Genomic DNA, 23,005 nt, shown 5'->3' with positions numbered 1-23,005 from the left:
ATACAAAAATATTTAAGAGAGCCATTATGTTATCCCTAACATTACAACCAATAAAAAAATTTAACGGCACCATTAATTTACCCGGTTCTAAAAGTGTATCTAACCGTGCATTATTATTATCCGCTCTAAGTAAGGGGAATACACGTTTAACCAACTTACTTGATAGTGATGATGTTCGCTACATGCTTGATGCTTTGGCGGCTTTGGGGGTGAAATATCAGTTATCGCATGATCGAACCATTTGTGATGTTGAAGGTGTAGGCGGTATGTTACATTCGACGCATGCCTTAGAACTTTTTCTGGGTAATGCAGGTACAGCAATGCGACCACTCGCTGCGGCTTTATCTTTAGGCAATAATAATATTGTGCTAACGGGTGAGCCTCGCATGAAAGAGCGACCAATTGGGCATTTAGTTGATTCGCTCCGTCAAGGTGGTGCTAAAATTGATTATCTTGAAAATGAAGGTTACCCGCCACTTCATATTCAAGGCGGTTTTATTGGTGGTAATATTCAGGTTGATGGTTCGGTTTCTAGCCAATTTTTAACCGCTTTATTAATGGCTTCACCATTGGCGCCAAATGATACTGAAATCACGATAGTCGGAGATTTAGTTTCTAAGCCTTATATTGATATTACGATTAAGATGATGGCAATTTTTGGTGTCACAGTGACCAATCATTATTATCAAAAATTTACAATTAAAGCTAACCAAAGTTATCAATCTCCAGTTAATTATTTAGTTGAAGGCGATGCTTCGTCCGCTTCTTATTTTTTAGCCGCTGCTGCAATTAAAGGCGGAACGGTGCGTGTTACAGGTATTGGTGAAAAAAGTTTACAAGGCGATACTCAATTTGCCCATGTACTTGAAAAAATGGGCGCTAAAATCACTTGGGCAGATGACTATATTGAATGCACTTGCTGTGAGTTAAATGGCATTGATATGGATATGAATCATATTCCTGATGCAGCGATGACTATTGCAACAACAGCACTTTTTGCAAAAGGACCAACAACAATTCGTAATATTTATAATTGGCGAGTTAAAGAAACTGATCGTTTATATGCGATGGCAACTGAATTAAGAAAAGTTGGTGCTACGGTTGAAGAGGGTAAAGACTATATTACTATCGAACCACCCGCTAAATTAACTCATGCTGAGATAAAAACTTATAACGATCACCGCATTGCAATGTGTTTTTCATTAGTTGCATTATCTGATACGCCTGTAACCATATTAGATCCTAAATGTACAATGAAAACTTTTCCTGATTATTTTGAACAATTTAAACGATTAAGTGAAGAATAAAATGAATCAATCAGTTCCTGTTATTGCAGTTGATGGGCCAAGTGGTGTTGGTAAGGGCACATTATGTCAAGCATTGGCAAATCATTTTAAATGGCACCTTTTGGATTCTGGAGCAATTTATCGTGTACTTGCGCTTTCGGCGCTCAAGCAAAATATTGCTCTTGATGACGAACAAAAGCTTGCCCAATTAGCGCTTAATTTACCATTGACATTTGATACGACTAGCGGTGAAGTAAAAGTTTTGTTAAATAATATTGATGTGTCAAAAGATATTCGCACAGAACTTACAGGGGGAGCTGCCTCAAAAGTTGCTGCAATAAATAGTGTTCGAACTGCTTTATTACAACGCCAACGAGACTTTAGACAAGCACCGGGACTGATTGCTGATGGTCGAGATATGGGTAGTGTAGTGTTTAAAGATGCGCCAGTTAAGATATTTCTTGATGCGAGTGCAGAGTCCCGCGCTGAAAGAAGAATGAAACAGTTGCAAGATAAGCAAAATCATGTTAAATTCGCCGAAATTTTGCAGGAGATAACTGCGCGTGATGAGCGCGATCGAAATCGAACTGTTGCGCCACTTAAACCTGCGGATGATGCTTTAATAATTGATACCACATCCCTATCTATTCAAGATGTTTTCAATCAATCTATTAAGTATATAAATAAAGAACTTGCGTTGTGAGTTTGCTTACAGCGTGGAACTCGCTCCAATATAAGGATGTATGGAGTATCACCAACAACCCCACAAGACATGATGTAATGTGGACGTTAATTTTAACTAAAGTATATAAATATGACTGAATCTTTTGCTCAACTCTTTGAAGAGTCTTTAAATCAACTAGACACTCGTTCTGGTAATATGATCCGTGGTACTGTCGTTGCAATCGACAAAGATGTTGTTTTAGTTGATGCTGGTTTAAAATCTGAATCAGCAATTCCAGTAGAGCAGTTTAAAAATGCCCAAGGCGAATTAGAAGTTCAAGTTGGCGACGTAGTTGATGTCGTTCTTGACTCAATTGAAGATGGTTTTGGCGAAACAATCTTATCTCGTGAAAAAGCTAAACGTCACGAAGCGTGGCTAACACTAGAAAAAGCAGTTGAAGATGCTGCAACAGTTTTAGGTGTTATCAATGGTAAAGTTAAAGGTGGCTTTACGGTTGATCTTAATGGCGTTCGCGCGTTCCTTCCTGGTTCGCTTGTTGATGTTCGTCCATTACGCGATACTTCTCATATTGAAAACAGAGAAATCGAATTAAAAGTTATCAAATTAGACCAAAAACGTAACAACGTAGTTGTTTCACGTCGTGCTGTTATTGAATCTGAAAACAGTGCAGAAAGAGAACAACTTCTTGAAAATCTACAAGAAGGTTCAGAAGTTAAAGGTATTATTAAAAACCTTACTGACTATGGTGCATTCGTTGATCTTGGCGGTGTTGATGGTTTACTTCATATCACTGATATGGCTTGGAAACGTGTTAAACATCCAAGTGAAGTGGTTGAAGTGGGTCAAGAATTACTTGTTAAAGTACTTAAATTTGACAAAGACCGTTCACGCGTATCTCTAGGCTTAAAACAATTAGGCGAAGATCCATGGGTATCAATTGCTAAACGTTACCCAGAAGGTACTAAAGTAACTGGTAAAGTAACTAACTTAACTGATTACGGTTGTTTTGTTGAAATTGAAACAGGTGTTGAAGGTTTAGTTCATGTTTCTGAAATGGATTGGACAAATAAAAATATTCACCCATCTAAAGTTGTTAGCTTAGGTGACGTGGTTGAAGTTGTTGTTCTTGAAATTGATGAAGAACGTCGTCGTATCTCTCTAGGTCTTAAACAATGTAAACCAAATCCATGGTTACAATTTGCTGAATCACACAATAAAGGTGATAAAGTTAGCGGTAAGATCAAGTCAATCACTGATTTTGGTATCTTCATTGGTTTAGATGGTGGTATCGATGGTTTAGTTCATCTTTCAGATATTTCATGGAATATGCCTGGTGAAGAAGCAGTTAAATCTTACAAGAAAGGTGATGATATCGAAGCTGTTGTGTTACAAGTTGATGCAGAACGTGAACGTATCTCTTTAGGTATTAAACAACTTGAAGACGATCCATTCAGTAGCTTTGCAGCTAACTACAAAAAAGGCACAATCGTTAAAGGTACTGTTACTGCAGTTGATGCTAAAGGTGCAACTATCGAAATCGCAGAAGGTATTGAAGGTTACTTAAAAGCCCAAGATATCGCTCGTGAACGTATCGAAGATGCAACTACTGCATTAAAAGCTGGTGATGAAGTTGAAGCTAAGATTGTTAATATCGATCGTAAAACTCGTGCTATTTCGTTATCAATTCGTGCTAAAGATGAAGCTGACGAAAAAGAAGCACTTGCAGCGGTAAATAACACAACTACTCAAGAAGATGCATCATTTACTAACGCAATGGCGGAAGCATTTAAAGCAGCATCAAAAACTGAGTAAAAAATGTTTATGTAAAGAGTAAAGAGGGCTTGCCCTCTTTTTCTTTTGTAGTATAAAATGAATCGATTTTATGCCGCGCAAAAATTAATTAGGAGTGACCATGAACAGATCAGATTTAGCAGAAAAAATAGCCAACTGGCGGGCACACCTTCCCGTGCAGCTAGTTGATGATGCTGTGAGAGATATTATCGAACAGATCGCGTTGGCTATGGAAAGTAATGATCGTGTTGAAATTCGAGGTTTTGGTAGTTTCAGTTTGAATTACCGAGCCCCACGTAAAGCAAGAAATCCTAGAACTGGTGGTAATGTTGAAGTTAAACACAAATATATTCCACACTTTAAACCAGGTAAAGAGTTACGTGAAAGAGTAAATAATGCTGCTAAAGCGTAATATTTAAATATTACCATTCTTAAAGCCTTTGATTTCGATCAAAGGCTTTTTATTTCATTGCTATTCAATCTTGGCTAGCAATAATTTACTTACCTCACTACTATAAAATCTTTCCTTAAGATTGCAATTCATTGGTCTATCGAATCAACTTAACTTTTGTTCTGATAGATAACAATATTTCAAAATAAAATTATTAAATAAACTTATTATCTCAAAATTATTCTCAAATTATTAATAAATTGGAAGTTAGCTCCAAAATTTCAATACAGATTGTTTTAATCAATTATCAATATGATAAGTTGATTGTTCTATAAAATGAATCTTAATTAGGTTTATGCGACGATTATCACTTGATTTATTGGCAATCATATTTTCGTTAGGCTGTTTGCCATTGATGTTTTTACCTTCACTACTCTGTGACGATCAATGGTATATGATAACGTTGATATTGATTATTGTGATTTTAATTGCTCCATCTAAATTTCAAAAATATATTACTGTTATTACAGTATTTTCTATTAGTTTTTTATGGTCCGTAGCGTATTCTAAACAATATTTAATAAAAATTGAGCCATATATCGATAAAACGATTGTGGTAAAAGCAAGAGTTGAAAGTATAAATACTCGTGTTTCCACTTCACCAACCGATCCTTATTATGTAAAAATTGCAATCAATGATGATTCTCAATCTTTTTTATATCCTAAGGTAACAATATCGGTATATTGGGATCAACAAATTAAACCAAAAGCAGGGCAAATTTGGCAATTAACCTTAAAAACAAAAGTAGTACATAGTTATTTAAATGAAGGAGGATTTGATAGCCAACGTTATGCCATAGCTAATCGTAGCCTTCTATCAGCAAAATTAATTCAAGCTGAGTTACTTGAAGATAATTTAAGTATTCGGCAGTTAATCGCTGATCATTCGTTACCTTACATTGATCGATTTACTTATCGAGGTATTTTACTCGCATTAGCTTTTGGTGATCGTAGTCAAATGGTTGATGAGCATCGAATTATTATGATGCAAACAGGTGTTGCCCATCTAATGGCTATATCAGGTATGCACATTTTATTGGTTTTTGGACTTTGTTGTACTCTATTAAAAATTTTGATGTTTTTTATTCCTCAGCGTTTTATCTACTTTTTCATCCCAATCATAATAGCATGGCTAGCTGCACTATTTTATGCATGGTTAACAGGACTTAATCCTCCTGCATTAAGAGCCATGTTAGCATTATCTATTTGGATATATTTACGTTTTAAAAACAGTCAAATCAGTGCTTGGCAAAAATTAAACCGTATTATTGCGTTATTATTACTTTTTGATCCGCTAATGATTTTATCAGAAAGTTTTTGGTTATCTTGTTATGCGGTAACGAGCTTAATTTTTTTATCTGACTGGCTACCTCTACCTAAAGTTATAAATAATAAGAAACGCTGGTATTGGATAAGATTGTTGCATTTACAATTTGGTTTAATCTTATTAATGTTACCTATTCAATTGATTATCTTTCAAGGTATCAGTTTGGTATCTTTGTTAACAAACTTAATTGCTATTCCTGTTATTACCTTATTGACTTTACCCTTGATTATTTTTGCCCTGTTCTTTAGTGTTAGCCATTGTACTCATCTTGCTTCATGGTGTTGGTTTATCGCTAATAAATCGCTTGAATGGCTATTTGTTTGTTTAGATAAATTAAATCTGGTATGGCTTGATATTTCCTCAGATTTTTATCTATTAAGTATTTTCGGTTGGCTAGCTTTTGTTATTGTACGTACCGAATTATGGCGACGTTTTGGGTTCACCTTATTAATCATTTTAATGATACTTTGCACACCGTTTTTTAAACAGCATGAGGATTATTGGCGTTTAGATATGCTTGATGTTGGGCATGGGTTAGCAATTGTAATTCATAATGGTAAATCAGCAATTTTGTTTGATACGGGGGCTAAATGGGAAAAAAACTCCGCAGCAGAGCGGATTATTCTCCCTTTTTTACGATGGCATAATTTGAATTTGGAAGGAATTATCATAAGCCATCAGCATAATGACCATATAGGTGGTTTAGATTTACTGCAAAGTCGTTATCCTAATGCTTGGCTAATGAGTTCATCTTTAGCATTAAATAATCATTACCAATGTTTAGCAGGTAACACTATTCTATGGAATAGTTTGTCTGTTAATGTGCTATGGCCAACTCAATTAGTTAAATATGCTCAAAATGCAGATTCGTGTGTGGTTCAGGTGACCGATGGGCATTTTTCTGTACTTTTGACTGGGGATTTAGAACGCAATCAAGAATATCAATTAGTCACTAAATATCGAAATCAGTTAGCATCAACCATATTGCAAATTCCTCATCATGGCAGTAGTACTTCATCTAGTTATGCTTTTTTAAATCATGTTAAACCTGTAAATGCATTAATTTCAACTTCTCGATATAATCCTTGGAAATTACCGTCACATAAAGTCATAGCACGATATCAAGATTTACACATAGATTACTATATTACCGCTAAGACAGGGCAAATCAGTCTGATTTTTGATAATCAAAAGTGGAGATTAAAAACCATGCGCAGTGAAATTAAACCAAGATGGTATCATGATTGGTTTGGTAGTTTACCGATTTATGAGTAAAATAGCTTATCTTTTGCTGTAAGCAATTAATCTTGTAAATGCTATATCTAACAGGTATAAAAACAAGACTAAACATAATTGAGTGATATTAACGTGATGATTGAAAAACTTTGGTATGGTAAAAATCGGTTATTTTGGTTACTAATACCATTTTCTCTATTATATGGTTTAATTGCGTTTGTTCGTCGTTTTCTATATAAAATTGGTATTTTTAAATCTTGGCAGTCACCCGTACCAATCATCATTATTGGTAATTTATCTGTAGGCGGTAATGGCAAAACGCCATTGGCTATTAGTTTGATTGAAGCTTTACAGACAAAAGGATTGAAAGTTGGTCTTGTCTCACGTGGATATGGAGGTAAGGCTCAAAACTATCCGCTTATTTTAGATGACACAACAACAACCGACCAAGCAGGCGATGAACCTGTACTCATTTATCAACGAACCCATGCCCCTGTAGCTGTGTCGCCTAATCGATGCCAAGCTGTTAAAGCATTATTGGAACAAAATCAATTAGATGTAATTTTAACGGATGATGGTTTGCAACATTACGCATTAGCAAGAGATATTGAAGTTGTTGTCGTGGATGGTAAACGATTATTTGGAAATGGTTGGTGGATGCCAGCCGGCCCAATGAGAGAGAGACAAAATCGGTTAAAATCAGTTGATTTAATCATTGTAAATGGTGATAGTATCAATAATTTGACCCAGCAATATCCTGATAAAACTTACACTATGCAATTAGTACCGAAATATGTGATAAATTTGCTCACTAAAGAAAAAAAAGAGTTATCTTCGTTATCAAATATTTGTGCTGTTGCGGGTATTAGTAACCCGAAAAGATTTTTTGATATGCTGATGAATATGAAGGCTGATTTAAACAAAACTGTCGCATTTGCTGATCATCAAAAATTTACCTTATCATTATTAAATAATGTTGTTAGTAGTGAGCAGACACTTTTAATGACTGAAAAAGATGCCGTTAAATGTCAGCAGTTTGCTCAACCCAATTGGTGGTATTTGCCTATAGATGCTGTGATACCCAAATCAGCCATTGATCAGATCTGTGTATTATTAGATAAAACCAAATCTCAAAGAGAATAAAAAATGAAACAAATTCTATTAAGTGCGCTTGCTTGCCCTAAATGTCATGGACAATTGCAGTATGATGCAGAACATCAACAACTAATCTGCCAAGCCGATAATCTTGTTTTTGCAATTAAAGATAAGATTCCAGTGTTGCTTGAATCAGAAGCTCAACCAATCAAACAAACACAATCTATTGAAGAATAAAAAAGATATAAGGCTTTAGTTATGAAATTTTCAGTTATTATCCCTGCTAGGTATGCTTCAAGTCGTTTACCCGCTAAGCCGCTGGCAGATATCCATGGTAAACCAATGATTGTGCGCGTAATGGAGCAAGCACAAAAATCTTCAGCTCATCGTGTAATTATTGCTACTGATCATCAGCAAGTATTTGATGTTGTCAAAGCCTATAAGGGTGAAGTGATTCTTACTAGTGATAAACATAATTCTGGCACTGAACGTTTAGCTGAGGTGATTAATCGTTATCAATTCGCTGACGATGAAATAATTGTTAATGTGCAGGGCGATGAACCATTAATTCCACCCGTTATTATCGATCAGGTGGCTAAAAACCTAGCGCAATATAAAACCGGCATGGCAACATTAGCCGTACCTATTGATTCAGCTGAAGAGGCCTTTAATCCTGGAGCAGTAAAAGTTGTGACTGATAAAGATGGTTATGCGTTGTATTTTTCTCGAGCAACGATACCTTGGGAGCGAGATCGATTTGCTAAATCAACCGATTTACTGAAACAATCAAGCATTGGTGATTTTTATCTTCGTCATATCGGTATTTATGCTTATCGTGCTGGTTTTATCCGCCAATATATCAACTGGGCGCCATCATCACTTGAGCAGATTGAAATGTTAGAACAGTTGCGGGTACTTTGGTATGGTGAAAAAATTCATGTAGCAGTTGCAAAACAATCTCCTGCAATTGGTGTAGATACACAAGAAGATTTAGAAAAAGTAAGAGCATTATTTAAGGAGTAAGCTATGGCAAACTTTACTGGTTTTACGCAAGCAGGGCTTAATTTTCTACAAGATGCTTGGATCAATAATAGCAAACCTTGGTTTGAAGAGCACCGAGCAATTTATGATAACGATTTAGTTAAACCTTTTCGCTTATTGGTCGAACAACTAACGCCAGATATGCTTAAAATTGATGAATGGTTTGAAACGCGTCCAGCGATTGGTAAAACAATATCACGTATTCATCGTGATACGCGGTTTTCCAATGATAAATCGCTTTATCGAAGCCGTTTATGGCTAACCTTTAAACGCCCCAATCGTGATTGGAAAGAAGCGCCTGCTTACTTTTTTGAAATAAGTCCAAGTAGTTATCAATATGGACTTGGTTATTACTGTCCTTCCAAACAGACAATGGATATCTTCCGAGAAGAAATTCTTAATGATACGAATAAATTTCTTGAAATGACACGCTGCGTTAAAAAGCCATTTGAATTGGTTGGTGAAAGCTATAAACGCCCTTTAATTAAAGAGCAAGATGAAAAGATAGCGACATGGTATAACCGAAAAAATTTAGCTGTGATGGTAACAAGCAACCATATTGAAGATGTGCTAAATGGCGAACTACCTAAAAAATTGGCAAAAGGATTTAAACAGTTAGTTCCACTTTATGATTTTCTAATGCGTGTAGAAATGATTAAAAATATCCCAAAACTATAAATTCTATTTGTCGATAAACTATATATTTGGGAAATTTATCACTAATTCTTTAATGCCATTAATAATAAATTGTGTACCTACACAAACCAACAAAAATCCCATTATCCTTGAGGTGGCTTCGATGCCACTTTTTCCCATAAATCGCATGATGCTGCCAGCACTACGCATACAAAACCAAAGAATAATGCATAATGATAAAGGAACCAAAATCGATGCTGTATAAACAACCCACGTTGAAATATCATAGCCACCACTTTTAACTGTTGAAGACATACTGATGATCATCGCTATGGTACCTGGACCTGCGGTACTTGGCATAGCCAGTGGCACAAAGGCAATATTATTGGAAACTTCTTTCTTTTTAGCATCTGCTTCAACGGTTTTATGCGATGGTTGTTGAGGAAATAGCATTCTAAAACCTATCACACCAACAATCATTCCTCCTGCAATACGTAATCCGGGAATAGATATTCCAAAAGTGTTCATCACTAGTTGCCCACAATAAAATGAAACAACCATAATCAAAAACACATAAATGCAAGTTAACTTTGATTGGTAATTACGTTCTTCATTGGTCATATCGCCAGATAGACCCAATAAAAGAACAACGGTGGTTAATGGGTTCGTTAATGGGAGAAAGAGAATTAAGCCAAAGCCAACAGTCTGTATGAGTTCCAACATAGTTATATCTTGAATCCATTAAAATTATAACTAAGTATAATAGAAATAAACAAAAAAAGATATAAGGGCGCAGATTAACGCCCGAATATAACAGAGGTGATAGTCTTAGAATGGTTATTTTTATATTATAAATTTATTAAAAATAAGTTGGTTACAATTTGTCTCTATATTGTAAATATATACTTGTGTAAAATAAAGGTAGAAAATACTATTCCTTAAATTTTATCTTCACTAAAGTTTAACACTTTTTGTTAATGATTTTCCACGATCTTGATTGGTTTAGTTAATCTTTTCCGTACAATACCATTGTGAACATTACTGATGCTATTCAGATCTTCAACCCAACATTCACTACCGAGCAAAACTCCACTTGAATACTAAACGATGTTTGAATTTTGTGATGAATCCGGTCAGACAAAAATTCATATTGTTGGAAGATTACCGTGTTGTTTTAGTACAGTAGATGAACATCAGTTATTGGTGGTTTCTATTAAGACAAAAGTAGCTCAAATTTTGCTGGAATATAGCTATAGATAATTGGAAGTTGATAAATATTTATATTTTGCTCAATTATACTTTGCATTTTAAATACAATTTACTTCTATATACTGGATTTGTGAGCCACTTCTTAAGTGACGAAGGTTGATATTCTTCATATAAAAACGCAATACTATTATTTATAGAATCAAATCAACCTAAATTAACTCAACTAAACTTGATTTTTTCGATAGATCCTGAATTAACGTAGATTTAAAGGACAATGTTCGAAATTCGCAAAAATTTTACAGATTTTGATTGCTTGCTTTTAAGTAAGGAATTAGTTGGATGGATGAATCACACATTTATGCAGTGTTTTCTGCCCAGTAAGAATTTCGACTATTCAACTCGTTTGTATTACTTTCTGAATCTAATAAGGAGGACAAAATACTAATTGTCAATCTTGCAACAAGCCATTATTGATAATAGAGGCAGCCCGGATGACATTCAATTTATCGCAGGATTAATGCCTATGCTTGGTGACAGTAAACATATCGTAGTAAACAGCCATACCTTTTATGCTTTACCAATGTATCTGCAATATTGGAATGATGCTCGGCGTGGATCTTGAATAGAACCATTTGGGACAAACCTATTGCCTTGACCACTTGTGTAAAGTGCAATTATACCTTATTTTGACTCACGCACATAAAACATACTATAAAACATCCATGAATGTTGTCACTTAGTAATATTGCTGATCTTTTTGTGATTGATTATCAACTTGTAAGCGTAGCGATACTATAGAGACGAGGGACTTTATTATCTGGTGGTTCAGTTATTGGATATATGACGGTTTTTACATCATATATATTTAAAGCGCTTTGTAGATGAAGTTGTGCCAATATTGTAGAAATGTTGCATTTTCTATAGAAAATATGAAAGCGATACTTTAAGCTAGCATTTAGAGGTAAAGGAGCAGCATGGAATAAGAATGTAAAATCTTTAGTCAGATTAAAAAATAATAAAACATTGGAGTTGAATAATTTTTAACAACCACAATATATATTTAAATATTTAATTTAAATTTGAGCTTTATAATGGATATTAACTGGCATCAAATAAAAAGTTACCAACAGTCTCAACGTACAGCTTTTGAGGAGATAGTTTGTCAATTAGCATTTAGTGAAAATAGAAAAAATGGATATTTTACACGGATAGAGGCACCTGATGGTGGTGTTGAAGCCTATTTAGTATTAGAGAATGGTGACGAGATTGGTTGGCAGGCAAAATATTTCTTTGATATTCAAGACCCGCAATTTAAACAAATAAAAGAATCGTTTCAAACTGCTTTAGAAAAACATCCTAGATTAATTAAATATATTGTCTGCTGTCCTATTGACAAACAAGATCCTAGAATTAAAGGTAAAAAATATCTTCAAGATAGATGGAATAAATTTGTTGATGAATGCAAAAATTTCGCTTTAAATCAAGAAATAAATATTGATATTGAATACTGGGGAGCTTTTGAGTTAAACAACAAATTAATGAAACCAGAAAATAGCGGCATTCTTAAATACTGGTTTGATAAAGAATTCTTTTCTGAAATGTGGTTTCAAGAGCAGGTCAATGGTTCAATAAAAAATTTGGGTGCTAGATACAGTAAAGAATTCAATGTAAAAATAGATGATATTGCTATTTTATTTAACTCAACAATTTATAACGAATTATCCAGAAATAATGTTTTTAATGAAATTGATGCATTGCTTAAGTTATTGGAAAATTTTAAAGGAAAATTTACTGAAAATAATGTAAGGTTGGAAGATGTTATTAATTATTTAATTCAATATGTTAATCAATATTGGAAGTATATATCTGATTGTGTCAATCCAAAAGAAATAAGAAATCATGTTATCACTAATTTAAATAAATTTATTGAATTATTAAATACTAACCAAACTAACCAAATTGAAATGGAAGAGTTTAGCTCTGAAATATATCAATTAGAAAAGCTGTCCAATAAATTAAAAAGTACTCAATTCAATCTGATTGATTATCCATATTTGGTTATTTATGGAGATGCCGGTATAGGTAAGTCGCATTTATTGGGAGATTTTGCCAATCATTTAATTTTACAACATAAGCCTTGTATTTTTATATTGGGTCAAAGATTAACGACACAGATCAATCCTTGGACTCAAATTTTGCAAGATGAATTAAGATTGAATTGTAATGAAGCTGAATTTTTAGGTGCATTAAATACAATTGGACAGATACAGAAAGAACGAGTTCCTGTTATTATTGATGCTTTAAATGAAGGGCAAGGTCAAAAGTTGTGGAAAGATACATTAGCAGGTTTTATTGAAAAGTTTAAAAAATATCCGTGGGTAGCACTTATTTTATCAATTAGAAGTGAATATAAAGATAATATCTTAACCAATTTAAATTCGGATATAGCCAAAAATTATCTTAATGTAGTAATGCATAAAGGTTTTGAGACTAATATTTATCAAGCTATTCAATCTTTTTTTGACTACTATCAATTAGCTTTTCCAACTGAACCACTGATGGTAGATGAATTTAAAAACCCATTATTTCTTAAAATTTATTGCGAATATAGAAAAAGTACATCTGGCTCAATATATGATAACATTGATATTGATAAAATTTTTAAAAAATATTTTGATGTTATTAATGAAAAAGTTTCAGAAAAATTTGAATATAGAAAATCATTAAAGTATGTTGAGAAATATTTACTAAAAATTGCTGAAACTATTTTTCATACAAATTCTTCTAGTATTAAATATGAAGAGGCATTAAATGTTTTAGCTTCTCTAAATTTCAGAAATATCAATGAGAATTTATTTTTACAGGAATTAATTTCAGAAAATTTACTCATGTCTTATCAGATTAGAGGGGAAGAGGTTCTAACTTTCTCTTATGAGAAATTTAATGATTACTTTTCTGCTCAAGCCATTATTAGTAATATTGAAGATATTAATAATTTCAAAAATCTTTTAAAAATAGACAATGACACAATAAAATATAGTGGTAAGACCATATCTCAAGGTGTGCTAGGGGCTTTATCTATATTGTTACCTTTAAAAAGTAATTTTGAGTTTTTTGAAATTTTTAGTGAAAATGATAGATTTAATAATTATTTGCTAGGATATGCGTTTATTGACAGTTTATATTGGAGAAATAATAAGAATTTTAGTTTAGCTAAATGTAAGAGATTTATTTATGAAAATATATTTAAAAATGACTCTTTATTAAAAAAATTTATTGATATGCAATATCAGGTTGCAGGAAAAGAAAATCACCCATTAAATGCAAATCAACTTTATCGCTGCCTATCAAAAAGCAGTTTAGCTATTAGAGATTCATATTGGACTACAGCTATTAGTCAAAAGGAATATGATTTTTACCCTGCAATAATGACTTTAATAGAGTGGGCAAAGGAAAAAGGATTTTCAGAGAGTTTATCCAAAAATAGTAGATTGCTAATTGCAATTGCAATTAGTTGGATTTTATCAAGCACTCATATTAAACTACGAGATAACGCTACAATTGCATTGGCAAAACTATTACAAAACAATCTTGATGTTGCAGAGAAACTAATTAAACACTTTATCGTCATTGATGATCCTTATATTTTTGAACGAGTATTATCAGCTGCATATGGAGCATTGCTTTCATCATCTTATTATCAAGGTATTGATAAATTGTGTTACTTCCTAATTGAGGATTTATTCTCACAATCAGAGGTTTATCCTAATGTTTTAGTTAGGGATTTCTCTAGAAATATTATTGAATATTCTCATATTCATAAACTAATAGAGTGCGACTTAGTGATGTTGGAAAGAATACAACCACCATACAAAAGCACACCTATACCAACTGTTTTACCAACTAACGAAGAAATTGATAAAAAATTTAGAATTGATGAAAAAAATAAATCTATTCCAGATTTTTATTTAGCACAAAATAAAATATTATCTTCTATGACAACTGAATACGGACGTGGTGTATGTGGGTATGGTGATTTTGGGCGTTATATATTTCAATCACATTTACATAATTGGGAAAATATTGATGTTAATAGATTAAGTAACTATGCTATTGAATTAATTTTTAAAAAATATGGTTATAATGTTCAAAAACATGGAAAATTTGACAGCCAAGAATGTTCTAGCGATTATTTTCTCAATACCGTTGAAAGAATTGGTAAAAAATATCAATGGCTTGCTATGTACGAAGTAGTTGCAAGATTAGCTGACCATACACAAATGACAGACTCTGCTACTAGGTGGAATGATGATAAAAAGAAAACATGGTATAACGGTTCTATTGAACCATCTTTTAGGGATGTTGACCCAAGTTTTATTTTGCCAAATAAGTCCGATATTAGAGAAATAAAAAAACCTACTTACAATGATTGGGGAGACGATTTTGAATCTTGGGTTGAGTCTAAAGCTAATTTAATTAACTCAAAGTCATTAATTTTAAATTCTTATCAAAACAATGAATGGTTTTCATTAGATAGATTTGTTGAGTTTAGACCAGAAAAGAGATTGGGAAAAGAAGATATTTCATCTGAATATCAATTTATGTTATATACGGTTAATGCCTATCTTGTTATAGATCGGGATTTTAAAAACGTTGTCGAAAAATTAAAAAATCAGAATTTTAAGGATAATCAAATGCCAAAGCCTGTACAGCATTATAACGATATTTTTAATCTAGAATATTACTGGTCACCATTGTTAAAAATCTATAAAAGTGATTATAATAATACGGGTTGGCAAGAAATTGAATTTAATAGAGGCGAAAGAGAAAAAAATATAAAATTAAAAGTTTATTTATGCTCAGAACAACATATTTTCGAAGGTATAAAAAATCATAATATGTCTTATGATATTTCTTTCCCTACTCGTTTTTTGTATGAAACTTTACAACTTAAAAACGACCAATTTGCAGGTTCTTGGGTTAACGATAATGGGGAAGTGGTTATGTATGATGAATCTCTTTATGGCAATAATAAAGAAACCAATTTATTGATTAGGAAGGATTATTTAAAAATACTGCAAGAAAAGACTGGTTGTAGAGTAATTTGGACTGTACTGTCAGAAAAGGGCATATCTCATTCAAGGAAAACAACAAAAAGGAGACTAAATATTTCGGGGATATATTATTTGGAAAATGATGTTTTAGTTGGAGAGGATTTTTATTTTATAACTTAATTTATAGTATAAAATTGAATTTATGGTTTAATAAAACTATCTTGACAAGCCGGAAAATAATCTTCTAATTTTAATTTATTCACTTTTAAAACGAAATCAGTAAACTAATTCCTTACTCAAAATCAAAAGAATAATCGCGATGTCATCCTAATCACATAAATTCCTATATTTATGCATAGTATCAAGTGATTATAACGGTATTTTTACATTCAAATAAGCATTTGAGTGTTATTTCTGAACTTTAGTCATGTTTCATTTTCAAAGCAGTCGTGCATATTTTATCGCCATTTCCTTTGAATTTAAGCTTGTAAAGATTTTAATCATTGTAATGAGCTTTCTCATTATCAAAGGAAGTTTATATTGATAGCTCTTATGTTCATTTAGCTCCATGCCCAAAAAACAAGAAAACTAAAAGTTTGTATAAACGTTTAGAATTAAAATGCCAATTCAAAAAAGTGGTTAGTATTGATGATGCATGAATGTTATTTGAAGCATGTTATCTCTGTTGACACTTAATCGTAATAAATTATTTTTTATTAATTTTTCCTAATCGTTGTACCTGAGCCTTTAAATTATTAACTTATTTGCAAATAATTCATCGTTAAGTTTGGTACAGGATTATTTTTAGCTTCTGTTTGCTAAAAGTTTTTTGCATATCAATTTAGTTAGCTAGTGATTGTCTTTCAATACTTTTAACATTCAATAACTCTGAAACTTTAGGGCAAAGTAAATCCCATGTTAATTTGCCTTCCCAATTATTGAGCAACATGATGATATATTTTTATTCTGTGACAAGAATTCTTGTTATTCTATAATTTAATTAATGAAAATAAATGATCGCATGAATTAACTATTTCTGGCTTTTGGACAGATATCTGTTCCTTTTTCCAATCGAGTTAGTTTTTCGGGGAAAAGGGCTATATTTATCAAACATTCCAGTTTTTTATTAGCTAATTGAGGAAAACATTCTCCTATACCTGCTAATTTGATTTTACAAAATCAGTATACGTAAATACTATCAAATCAACTGGAATACTTAAAAAAGAGGAGCCTTTTAGAAAAAGGTTCCTCTTTGTATGTTATAGCTGATTTTTACAAAATTTATGTATGTAAATTCTAGAATGGAATGTCGTCATCAAAATCCATTGGTGGTTCTGGTGCTTTAGGTTGTGGTGCAGGCGCATTTTTATTTGGTTGACGAGATGGTGCAGCCGGTGCCGATGAAATATTATTGGCACTTTGCCCCCAATTTTGAGAGCCATCATCATAACTATCATTATTGTTTGCACGTGAGCCTAGAATTTGTAAAGTTCCACCGATAGGATTAATGACTACTTCTGTCGTGTAACGATCTTGTCCTGATTGGTCTTGCCATTTTCGAGTTTGTAGCTGCCCTTCAAGATAAACTTGAGTACCTTTTTTGATGTATTCACCAGCAATTTCGGCTAATTTACCAAAAACGACAACTCGATGCCATTCAGTGCGATCACGGGTTTCACCAGTTTGTTTATCTTTCCATGATTCTGAGGTTGCTACACTAAAATTAGCTACAGCATTTCCATTTGGCATGTAACGGACTTCAGGATCTTGTCCTAAATTACCAACTAAAATGACTTTATTTATTCCTCGGTTTGCCATTATAAACTCCTAAAAATTGCATAAGTATTTAAGTGGCGTATTGTAGCATGAGACAGTAGTAATATCAGCGAATTTAATTTAATAATGGAATTTTTATCCCATTTTGTAAATGTGTAGAAAGATTGGCTTAGACATAGGAATTTGTAGCTATAACGAGTATAATGCCTACCATTTGTTAACGTATTGTAATAAAACGTTCCCCCACTACAGGAGTCCTTATGATTAATGCGTTTGGATTAAAAAACAAACAATTAGTAAAAATTAATGAAAACGATATAAATAATGCGACATGGATTGATTTAATTGAACCAGAAGAAGCCGATCGCGATTTTGTTTTAACACATTTAGGACAAAACTTAGCAACGAGTATTGAATTGGATGATATCGAAGCGTCAGCCCGTTTTTTTGAAGACAACGAAGGCTTACATGTGCACTCATTCTTCTTTTATGAAGATGCAGAAGATCGTGCAGGTAACTCGACGGTTGCATTTACTGTACATAATGGTCGACTGTTTACTTTACGTGAGCGTGATTTACCTGCATTTCGTTTGTATCGAATGCGTTCACGTTATCAGGGGATGAACGATGGGAACCCGTATGAAGTATTACTTGACCTATTTGAAGTTAAAGTTGAACAATTAGCTGACCAAATCGAGAATATTTATAGTGAACTGGAAGAATTAAGCTTAATTATCATGGATCGTTCATCTCAAGAACATTATGATGAAGCAATTACATCATTAGCCGAACTTGAAGACACTGCATGGAAAGTAAGACTCTGTTTAATGGATAGTCAACGTGCCGTTAATTATGTAGTACGCCGTGCTAAGATGCCAGCCGATCAATTAGAACAAGCTCGAGAGGTTATTCGCGATATTGAGTCACTTGTTCCACATAATGAATCATTATTTCAGAAAGTAAATTTTTTAATGCAAGCAGCAACTAGCTTCATCAATATTGAGCAAAGCCGAATTATTAAAATATTTTCGGTTGTGTCTGTTGTATTTTTACCTCCGACAGTGGTGGCCTCAGCTTATGGTATGAACTTTGAAAATATGCCAGAATTGAAATGGGAATATGGTTATCCATTTTCGTTGTTATTGATGTTACTTGCAGGGGTTGCACCTTATATTTATTTTAAACTTAAGAAGTGGCTATAATTGTTATTTACTTACAATATTTAAAATATTTATCTGCTGACTGAGTTAGCACAAGTGTTTATTGGAGTAATAATCAGTTAAGGGAATTAACTTAATGTAACTAGTTAATCACATTGACCGTTTTACTTTCTTTAACAAATAAATGTAATGCTTGCTATTTAAAGAAAAGAATTAATTTTTACAGAAGGGAATAACATGAATCAACATGCACTAGTTACGGATATTGGTGGAACCAATGCCAGATTTGCACTTTATAATTTAGCAACTAACGAACTATCAGGGGTTACTAAGGTTGTTCTTTCCAAAAATGATGTTTTATTAAATTTAATCAAGGATTACTTGCAAACACAAGCAGTCAAAATTAGTATGGCTTGCATCGCAATTGCTTGTCCAATTGATAATGAAGATATCATCAATATGACAAATAATCATTTGTCATTTTCACGTTCAGAACTTATTAAAGAATTAAATCTGACTAAACTTGAAGTAATTAATGATTTTACGGCTGTATCGACTTCAATTCCTAAATTAACGAAACAAGATTTAGTAAAAATTGGTGGTGATGAACCTGATTTAAATTATCCAATTGCGATTTATGGAGCAGGCACCGGACTTGGTGTATCGCATTTAATCAAAGTTAATGAGCGGTGGATTAGTCTGCCAGGAGAGGGGGGGCATACTGAATTACCGATGACCAGTGAAGATGAAGATCGGATTTTAGCCCAATTACGTAAAAAATTTGGTCGTGTTTCAACAGAACGCTTTTTATCCGGTAATGGCATTGTCAATATTTATCAAGCTTTATTACAAATTAATAATCAACCACAACAAGATATTACACCTGATGTTGTTGTTAAAAAAGCATTAGACAATAGTTGCCCAATTTGTTTACAGACGCTTACCTATTTTTGTACTTTTATGGGGCGCTTTGGTGGTAATTTAGCTTTAACGCTTAATACGCAAGGTGGTGTTTATATTGCTGGTGGTATTGTACCGCGATTTATTGAATTTTTTAAAGCATCCCCATTTAGAGCGGCTTTTGAACATAAAGGCCGTATGTCATTTTTAGTCAAAAAAGTTCCTGTTTATGTGATAACACATGAAGATCCAGGTCTATTTGGCGCAGGTGTTTATTTACAAAATAGTCTTAAATAATTGAGTAAGGTCCTATTCTATGATGTGGTGTTATATTTACCGAAGTACTAAAAAAGAAAATTGTTATTTGTACATGGAAAATAAAAATAATTTTTCTGCGATTCCGGAAAAAATAATGTCTATTTTTGGTGCTCCAGTGTTTGTAATGAAAGTACTTCTTGATGGTAAACGTCAATTTGTGGTGGGTACTGCACAAGAAATAGAAGAAAGAATTAAAACGGATGGTTTTTTCTTACAAATGTTAAAAGAAGACGATTTCAAAGTATGATTGAGCCATTTTGGGAACACAAAACCTTAGAACAAATGAGTGATGATGAGTGGGAACAACTTTGTGACGGTTGTGGTCAGTGTTGCTTAAACAAATTACAGGACGAAGATACTGGCGAAATATTATATACCAATGTTGCATGCAATTTGCTTGATTCTAAAACTTGCCAATGCAGGCATTATCATAATCGTTTTGCCTATGAGCCTGATTGCATTAAATTGACGCGAGAAAATCTTCTGACCATTGAATGGTTACCATTAACCTGTACTTATCGTTATTTTTCAGAAACAGGGCAGTTACCTGAATGGCATCCTCTTATAATGGGAAATAAAAAGCTTATGCACAAGCTAAAAATTTCAGTTAAAAATCGCATTGTGTATGAAAAAGATGTGATTTGTTGGGAAGATCATATTCTATAATAAAGGGAGCAATTGCTCCCTTTATTAGTTTAAGAAAACTTAAAGTAAAATCCATAGATAGCCCACAATATCAAAAGCGAGCATATTTAAAAACATTAAAATAAACACAAAAATCATGAACGAGATATCAATTATACCAAGAGGTGGTACAATACGACGGATAGGAGCTATAAACGGTTCAGTTAATTGAGCTAATAATTCATCGGCTCCAGATTGCCCTCTACTTACCCAACTTAAAATCGCGCGAAATAGCAATAACCAAAATAAAAGATTCCCGGCATCATGAACTATTGCGGCGACAGCATATAACAGATATTCAATAGAAAATATTGGAGTGTTAGTTAAGTTAAAGTACAAAACAAAAATAATTTTAATAACTGCAAATAGATATAAAAGGATCCATGTAGCAGTATCAATTCGGCCAATTGACGGAATAACTTTACGTAATGGACCAATGATAGGTTGCGTTATTTTGACGATAAATTGGGTAAAAGGATTATAAAAATTTACGCGCACACGTTGCATCCATAACCTTAAAATCAAAACATACAAACAAAAGGTTAATACAGTTTTCCCTAAAAAGAGAATCGATGTCATTTAAAATTCCTCAAAATAAAGATATTTAGTCAATATATCACAAATACTGCCGTGCACCAAAGATAGCCGTACCAATGCGAACCATAGTACTACCTGCACTAATGGCAGCCGGCATATCGCCACTCATGCCCATAGATAATGTATCCATAAATGGATAATCTTTCTGTAATGAATGCAAGAGTTGTTGCATCTTAGTAAATACATTAAGTTGCTTATCATAGTCATTTTCAATTTCAGGGATTGCCATTAATCCTCGTAGATTCAGATTAGGTAAGGCAACAATCTGCTTGACCAACTCCGTAACCTCTTCAGGTTTTACTCCGGATTTACTGGCTTCTTGACTAATATTAACTTGAATCAACACATTCAATTTAGCCATATGGTTTGGACGTTGATCACTTAATCTTTGTGCTATTTTGAATCGATCAATGGTGTGCATCCAATCAAAGTGTTCAGCAACTAATTTACTTTTATTTGATTGTAATGGACCTATGAAATGCCATTTTAAATCATTATTTGGCATGTTCTTTTCGAAATACTGAATCTTTTCAATTCCTTCTTGCACATAATTTTCACCAAAAGCTAATTGACCAGCATTAATTGCTTCCATAATTTGCTCGACAGGTTTGGTTTTACTAACTGCAATAAGTTGTATTGTATTGGAATCTCTTCCGCATTCTTTAGCAATTTTTTCAATTTCATTTTTAATATTAAGTAAATTTTCTTGTACTGTATTCATGTTAATTCCCAAAGGATAATTAATAGGTAGAATTTAATGTTAAACTCAATGTTGGCTCTTAGTGTAACGCAAAATGCTTCGGATTTGCACCTTTCAAGCGGTGAAGCGCCTTACGTTCGTATTAATGGGCAATTACAGTTTTTAAATGCTGATAAACTAATACCAAACACACTTGAAATAGCGTTATTTGGTTTATTGAATGAATCCCAAAAAAAAGTTCTACAGCAACATAGGCAAATAGATTTTGCTTATGATTTGAGTAAAATAGGGCGATTTAGAGTTAATATTTTTTATCAACACCGTGGTATTTCAGCCGTGTTTCGGGTGATTAATCATCGTATTCCTACATTGTCTGATATTGATGCTCCCGCTATTTTTAGCGAACTTGTAAAAAATGAATCAGGCATCATCCTTGTGACAGGAGCAACCGGTAGTGGTAAATCCACTACTTTAGCCGCATTGATTCAGTATATTAATACGACAATTGCCAAACATATTATTACGCTTGAAGATCCTATAGAATATATTTATAAAAATGATAAATCGTTAATTCAGCAACGTGAAATAGCCGATTTTGATCAAGCTATTGATAGTTTATTAAGGCAAGATCCAGATATAATTTTATTGGGTGAGTTACGCAATAAATCATCAATTCAAGCTGCATTGACTGCCGCAGAAACAGGTCATTTGGTTTTTGCCACTTTGCATACTAACTCTGCTGTCCAAAGTATCAATCGCATTATCGATGTCTTTGAAGGTAATTCTCGTGATTTTATTCGTAGCCAACTCTCTAACTGCTTGAAAGCTATCATAAGTCAAAAGCTAATACGTCATAATAATGATCGTAAAGCGCTATTTGAAATATTGATTAATACACCAGCAATCAGTAATTTAATTAATGAAGGCAAAATCAAACAAATTTTATCACTTATGCAAACAGGACAACAATATGGTATGCAAGTAATGCCAAAAAGTTTTTAATAAAGCTTAAAAGTTATATTGTGAAAGATTTTATTTAAGAATCAGAATTAATAGAAA

Annotated in this window: 20 protein-coding genes; 16 read left to right on the top strand and 4 right to left on the bottom strand. The window is 33.0% G+C overall.

The annotated features are described in order from the left end of the window. The first annotated feature begins 26 nt into the window (after positions 1-26). The 9 genes from aroA to A9G17_RS02570 all read left to right on the top strand — a co-directional run bounded on the left by aroA (position 27) and on the right by A9G17_RS02570 (position 9,590). Positions 27-1,307, top strand: coding sequence for a 3-phosphoshikimate 1-carboxyvinyltransferase (aroA, locus tag A9G17_RS02610; RefSeq protein ID WP_065737368.1), 1,281 nt, complete (start codon positions 27-29; stop codon positions 1,305-1,307). A 1-nt stretch (position 1,308) separates the two neighbouring features. Continuing rightward, positions 1,309-1,989 (top strand): (d)CMP kinase, encoded by a 681-nt coding sequence (gene cmk, locus A9G17_RS02605; protein WP_065737367.1) that lies wholly within the window; start codon positions 1,309-1,311, stop codon positions 1,987-1,989. Positions 1,990-2,100: 111 nt separating this feature from the next. Continuing rightward, on the top strand, positions 2,101-3,783 hold the full coding sequence (rpsA, locus tag A9G17_RS02600) for a 30S ribosomal protein S1 (protein ID WP_065737366.1): 1,683 nt from the start codon (positions 2,101-2,103) through the stop codon (positions 3,781-3,783). A 100-nt stretch (positions 3,784-3,883) separates the two neighbouring features. Further along, on the top strand, positions 3,884-4,174 hold the full coding sequence (gene ihfB / locus A9G17_RS02595) for an integration host factor subunit beta (protein WP_025315113.1): 291 nt from the start codon (positions 3,884-3,886) through the stop codon (positions 4,172-4,174). A 334-nt stretch (positions 4,175-4,508) separates the two neighbouring features. Further along, entirely contained in the window at positions 4,509-6,815 is a 2,307-nt protein-coding gene (locus A9G17_RS02590) for a DNA internalization-related competence protein ComEC/Rec2 (protein WP_065737365.1), read from the top strand. 96 nt (positions 6,816-6,911) lie between these two features. Next, positions 6,912-7,919, top strand: a complete 1,008-nt coding sequence (gene lpxK / locus A9G17_RS02585) for a tetraacyldisaccharide 4'-kinase (protein ID WP_065737364.1) — start codon at positions 6,912-6,914, stop codon at positions 7,917-7,919. A 3-nt stretch (positions 7,920-7,922) separates the two neighbouring features. Further along, on the top strand, positions 7,923-8,108 hold the full coding sequence (locus A9G17_RS02580; RefSeq protein ID WP_065737363.1) for a Trm112 family protein: 186 nt from the start codon (positions 7,923-7,925) through the stop codon (positions 8,106-8,108). Between the two features lie 21 nt (positions 8,109-8,129). After that, positions 8,130-8,894, top strand: a complete 765-nt coding sequence (gene kdsB / locus A9G17_RS02575) for a 3-deoxy-manno-octulosonate cytidylyltransferase (protein WP_065737362.1) — start codon at positions 8,130-8,132, stop codon at positions 8,892-8,894. Positions 8,895-8,897: 3 nt separating this feature from the next. Then, positions 8,898-9,590, top strand: coding sequence for a DUF2461 domain-containing protein (locus tag A9G17_RS02570; RefSeq protein WP_065737361.1), 693 nt, complete (start codon positions 8,898-8,900; stop codon positions 9,588-9,590). A gap of 18 nt (positions 9,591-9,608) precedes the next feature. On the opposite strand, the gene A9G17_RS02565 is transcribed toward A9G17_RS02570, so the two are convergent. Continuing rightward, positions 9,609-10,271 carry a MarC family NAAT transporter gene (locus tag A9G17_RS02565; RefSeq protein WP_039127685.1) on the bottom strand — a complete coding sequence of 221 codons (663 nt, stop codon included), beginning with the start codon at positions 10,269-10,271 and terminating at the stop codon, positions 9,609-9,611. Positions 10,272-11,202: 931 nt separating this feature from the next. On the opposite strand from A9G17_RS02565, the gene A9G17_RS13040 reads away from it, so the two are divergent. Both A9G17_RS13040 and A9G17_RS02560 read left to right on the top strand, forming a co-directional pair. Continuing rightward, positions 11,203-11,379 (top strand): hypothetical protein, encoded by a 177-nt coding sequence (locus A9G17_RS13040; RefSeq protein WP_176714243.1) that lies wholly within the window; start codon positions 11,203-11,205, stop codon positions 11,377-11,379. A gap of 469 nt (positions 11,380-11,848) precedes the next feature. Then, a complete protein-coding gene (locus A9G17_RS02560; protein ID WP_065737360.1) occupies positions 11,849-15,991 on the top strand; it encodes an NACHT domain-containing protein in 4,143 nt (1,380 codons plus the stop codon). Between the two features lie 1,116 nt (positions 15,992-17,107). Here the strand turns inward: A9G17_RS02560 and A9G17_RS02555 are convergent. Further along, a complete protein-coding gene (locus A9G17_RS02555) occupies positions 17,108-17,629 on the bottom strand; it encodes a single-stranded DNA-binding protein (RefSeq protein ID WP_039127675.1) in 522 nt (173 codons plus the stop codon). Positions 17,630-17,847: 218 nt separating this feature from the next. On the opposite strand from A9G17_RS02555, the gene corA reads away from it, so the two are divergent. The 4 genes from corA to A9G17_RS02535 all read left to right on the top strand — a co-directional run bounded on the left by corA (position 17,848) and on the right by A9G17_RS02535 (position 20,631). Next, complete coding sequence (corA, locus tag A9G17_RS02550) at positions 17,848-18,789, top strand: magnesium/cobalt transporter CorA (RefSeq protein ID WP_039127672.1); 942 nt, start codon at positions 17,848-17,850, stop codon at positions 18,787-18,789. Positions 18,790-18,984: 195 nt separating this feature from the next. Then, positions 18,985-19,944 (top strand): glucokinase, encoded by a 960-nt coding sequence (locus tag A9G17_RS02545; protein ID WP_039127669.1) that lies wholly within the window; start codon positions 18,985-18,987, stop codon positions 19,942-19,944. 73 nt (positions 19,945-20,017) lie between these two features. Then, positions 20,018-20,212, top strand: a complete 195-nt coding sequence (locus A9G17_RS02540) for a YcgL domain-containing protein (protein ID WP_442903423.1) — start codon at positions 20,018-20,020, stop codon at positions 20,210-20,212. Further along, a complete protein-coding gene (locus A9G17_RS02535; protein WP_065737359.1) occupies positions 20,209-20,631 on the top strand; it encodes a YcgN family cysteine cluster protein in 423 nt (140 codons plus the stop codon). Before A9G17_RS02540 ends, A9G17_RS02535 begins: the two co-directional genes overlap by 4 nt. 39 nt (positions 20,632-20,670) lie before the next feature. Here the strand turns inward: A9G17_RS02535 and A9G17_RS02530 are convergent, their stop codons facing one another. Both A9G17_RS02530 and A9G17_RS02525 read right to left on the bottom strand, forming a co-directional pair. Further along, on the bottom strand, positions 20,671-21,228 hold the full coding sequence (locus A9G17_RS02530; protein WP_065737358.1) for a YggT family protein: 558 nt from the start codon (positions 21,226-21,228) through the stop codon (positions 20,671-20,673). A 37-nt stretch (positions 21,229-21,265) separates the two neighbouring features. Then, positions 21,266-21,967 carry a YggS family pyridoxal phosphate-dependent enzyme gene (locus tag A9G17_RS02525; RefSeq protein ID WP_065737357.1) on the bottom strand — a complete coding sequence of 234 codons (702 nt, stop codon included), beginning with the start codon at positions 21,965-21,967 and terminating at the stop codon, positions 21,266-21,268. 36 nt (positions 21,968-22,003) lie between these two features. Here A9G17_RS02525 and A9G17_RS02520 point away from each other — a divergent pair, with 36 nt between their 5' ends. Further along, positions 22,004-22,948 carry a type IV pilus twitching motility protein PilT gene (locus A9G17_RS02520; protein ID WP_065737356.1) on the top strand — a complete coding sequence of 315 codons (945 nt, stop codon included), beginning with the start codon at positions 22,004-22,006 and terminating at the stop codon, positions 22,946-22,948. The last annotated feature ends 57 nt before the right edge of the window (positions 22,949-23,005 follow it).

The organism is Gilliamella sp. wkB7, from assembly GCF_001693435.1.
Taxonomy (GTDB): Bacteria; Pseudomonadota; Gammaproteobacteria; order Enterobacterales; family Orbaceae; genus Gilliamella; species Gilliamella apicola_N.
The sequence above is the reverse complement of the archived record's forward strand: the minus strand, read 5'-3'. Positions and strand labels throughout refer to the sequence as shown.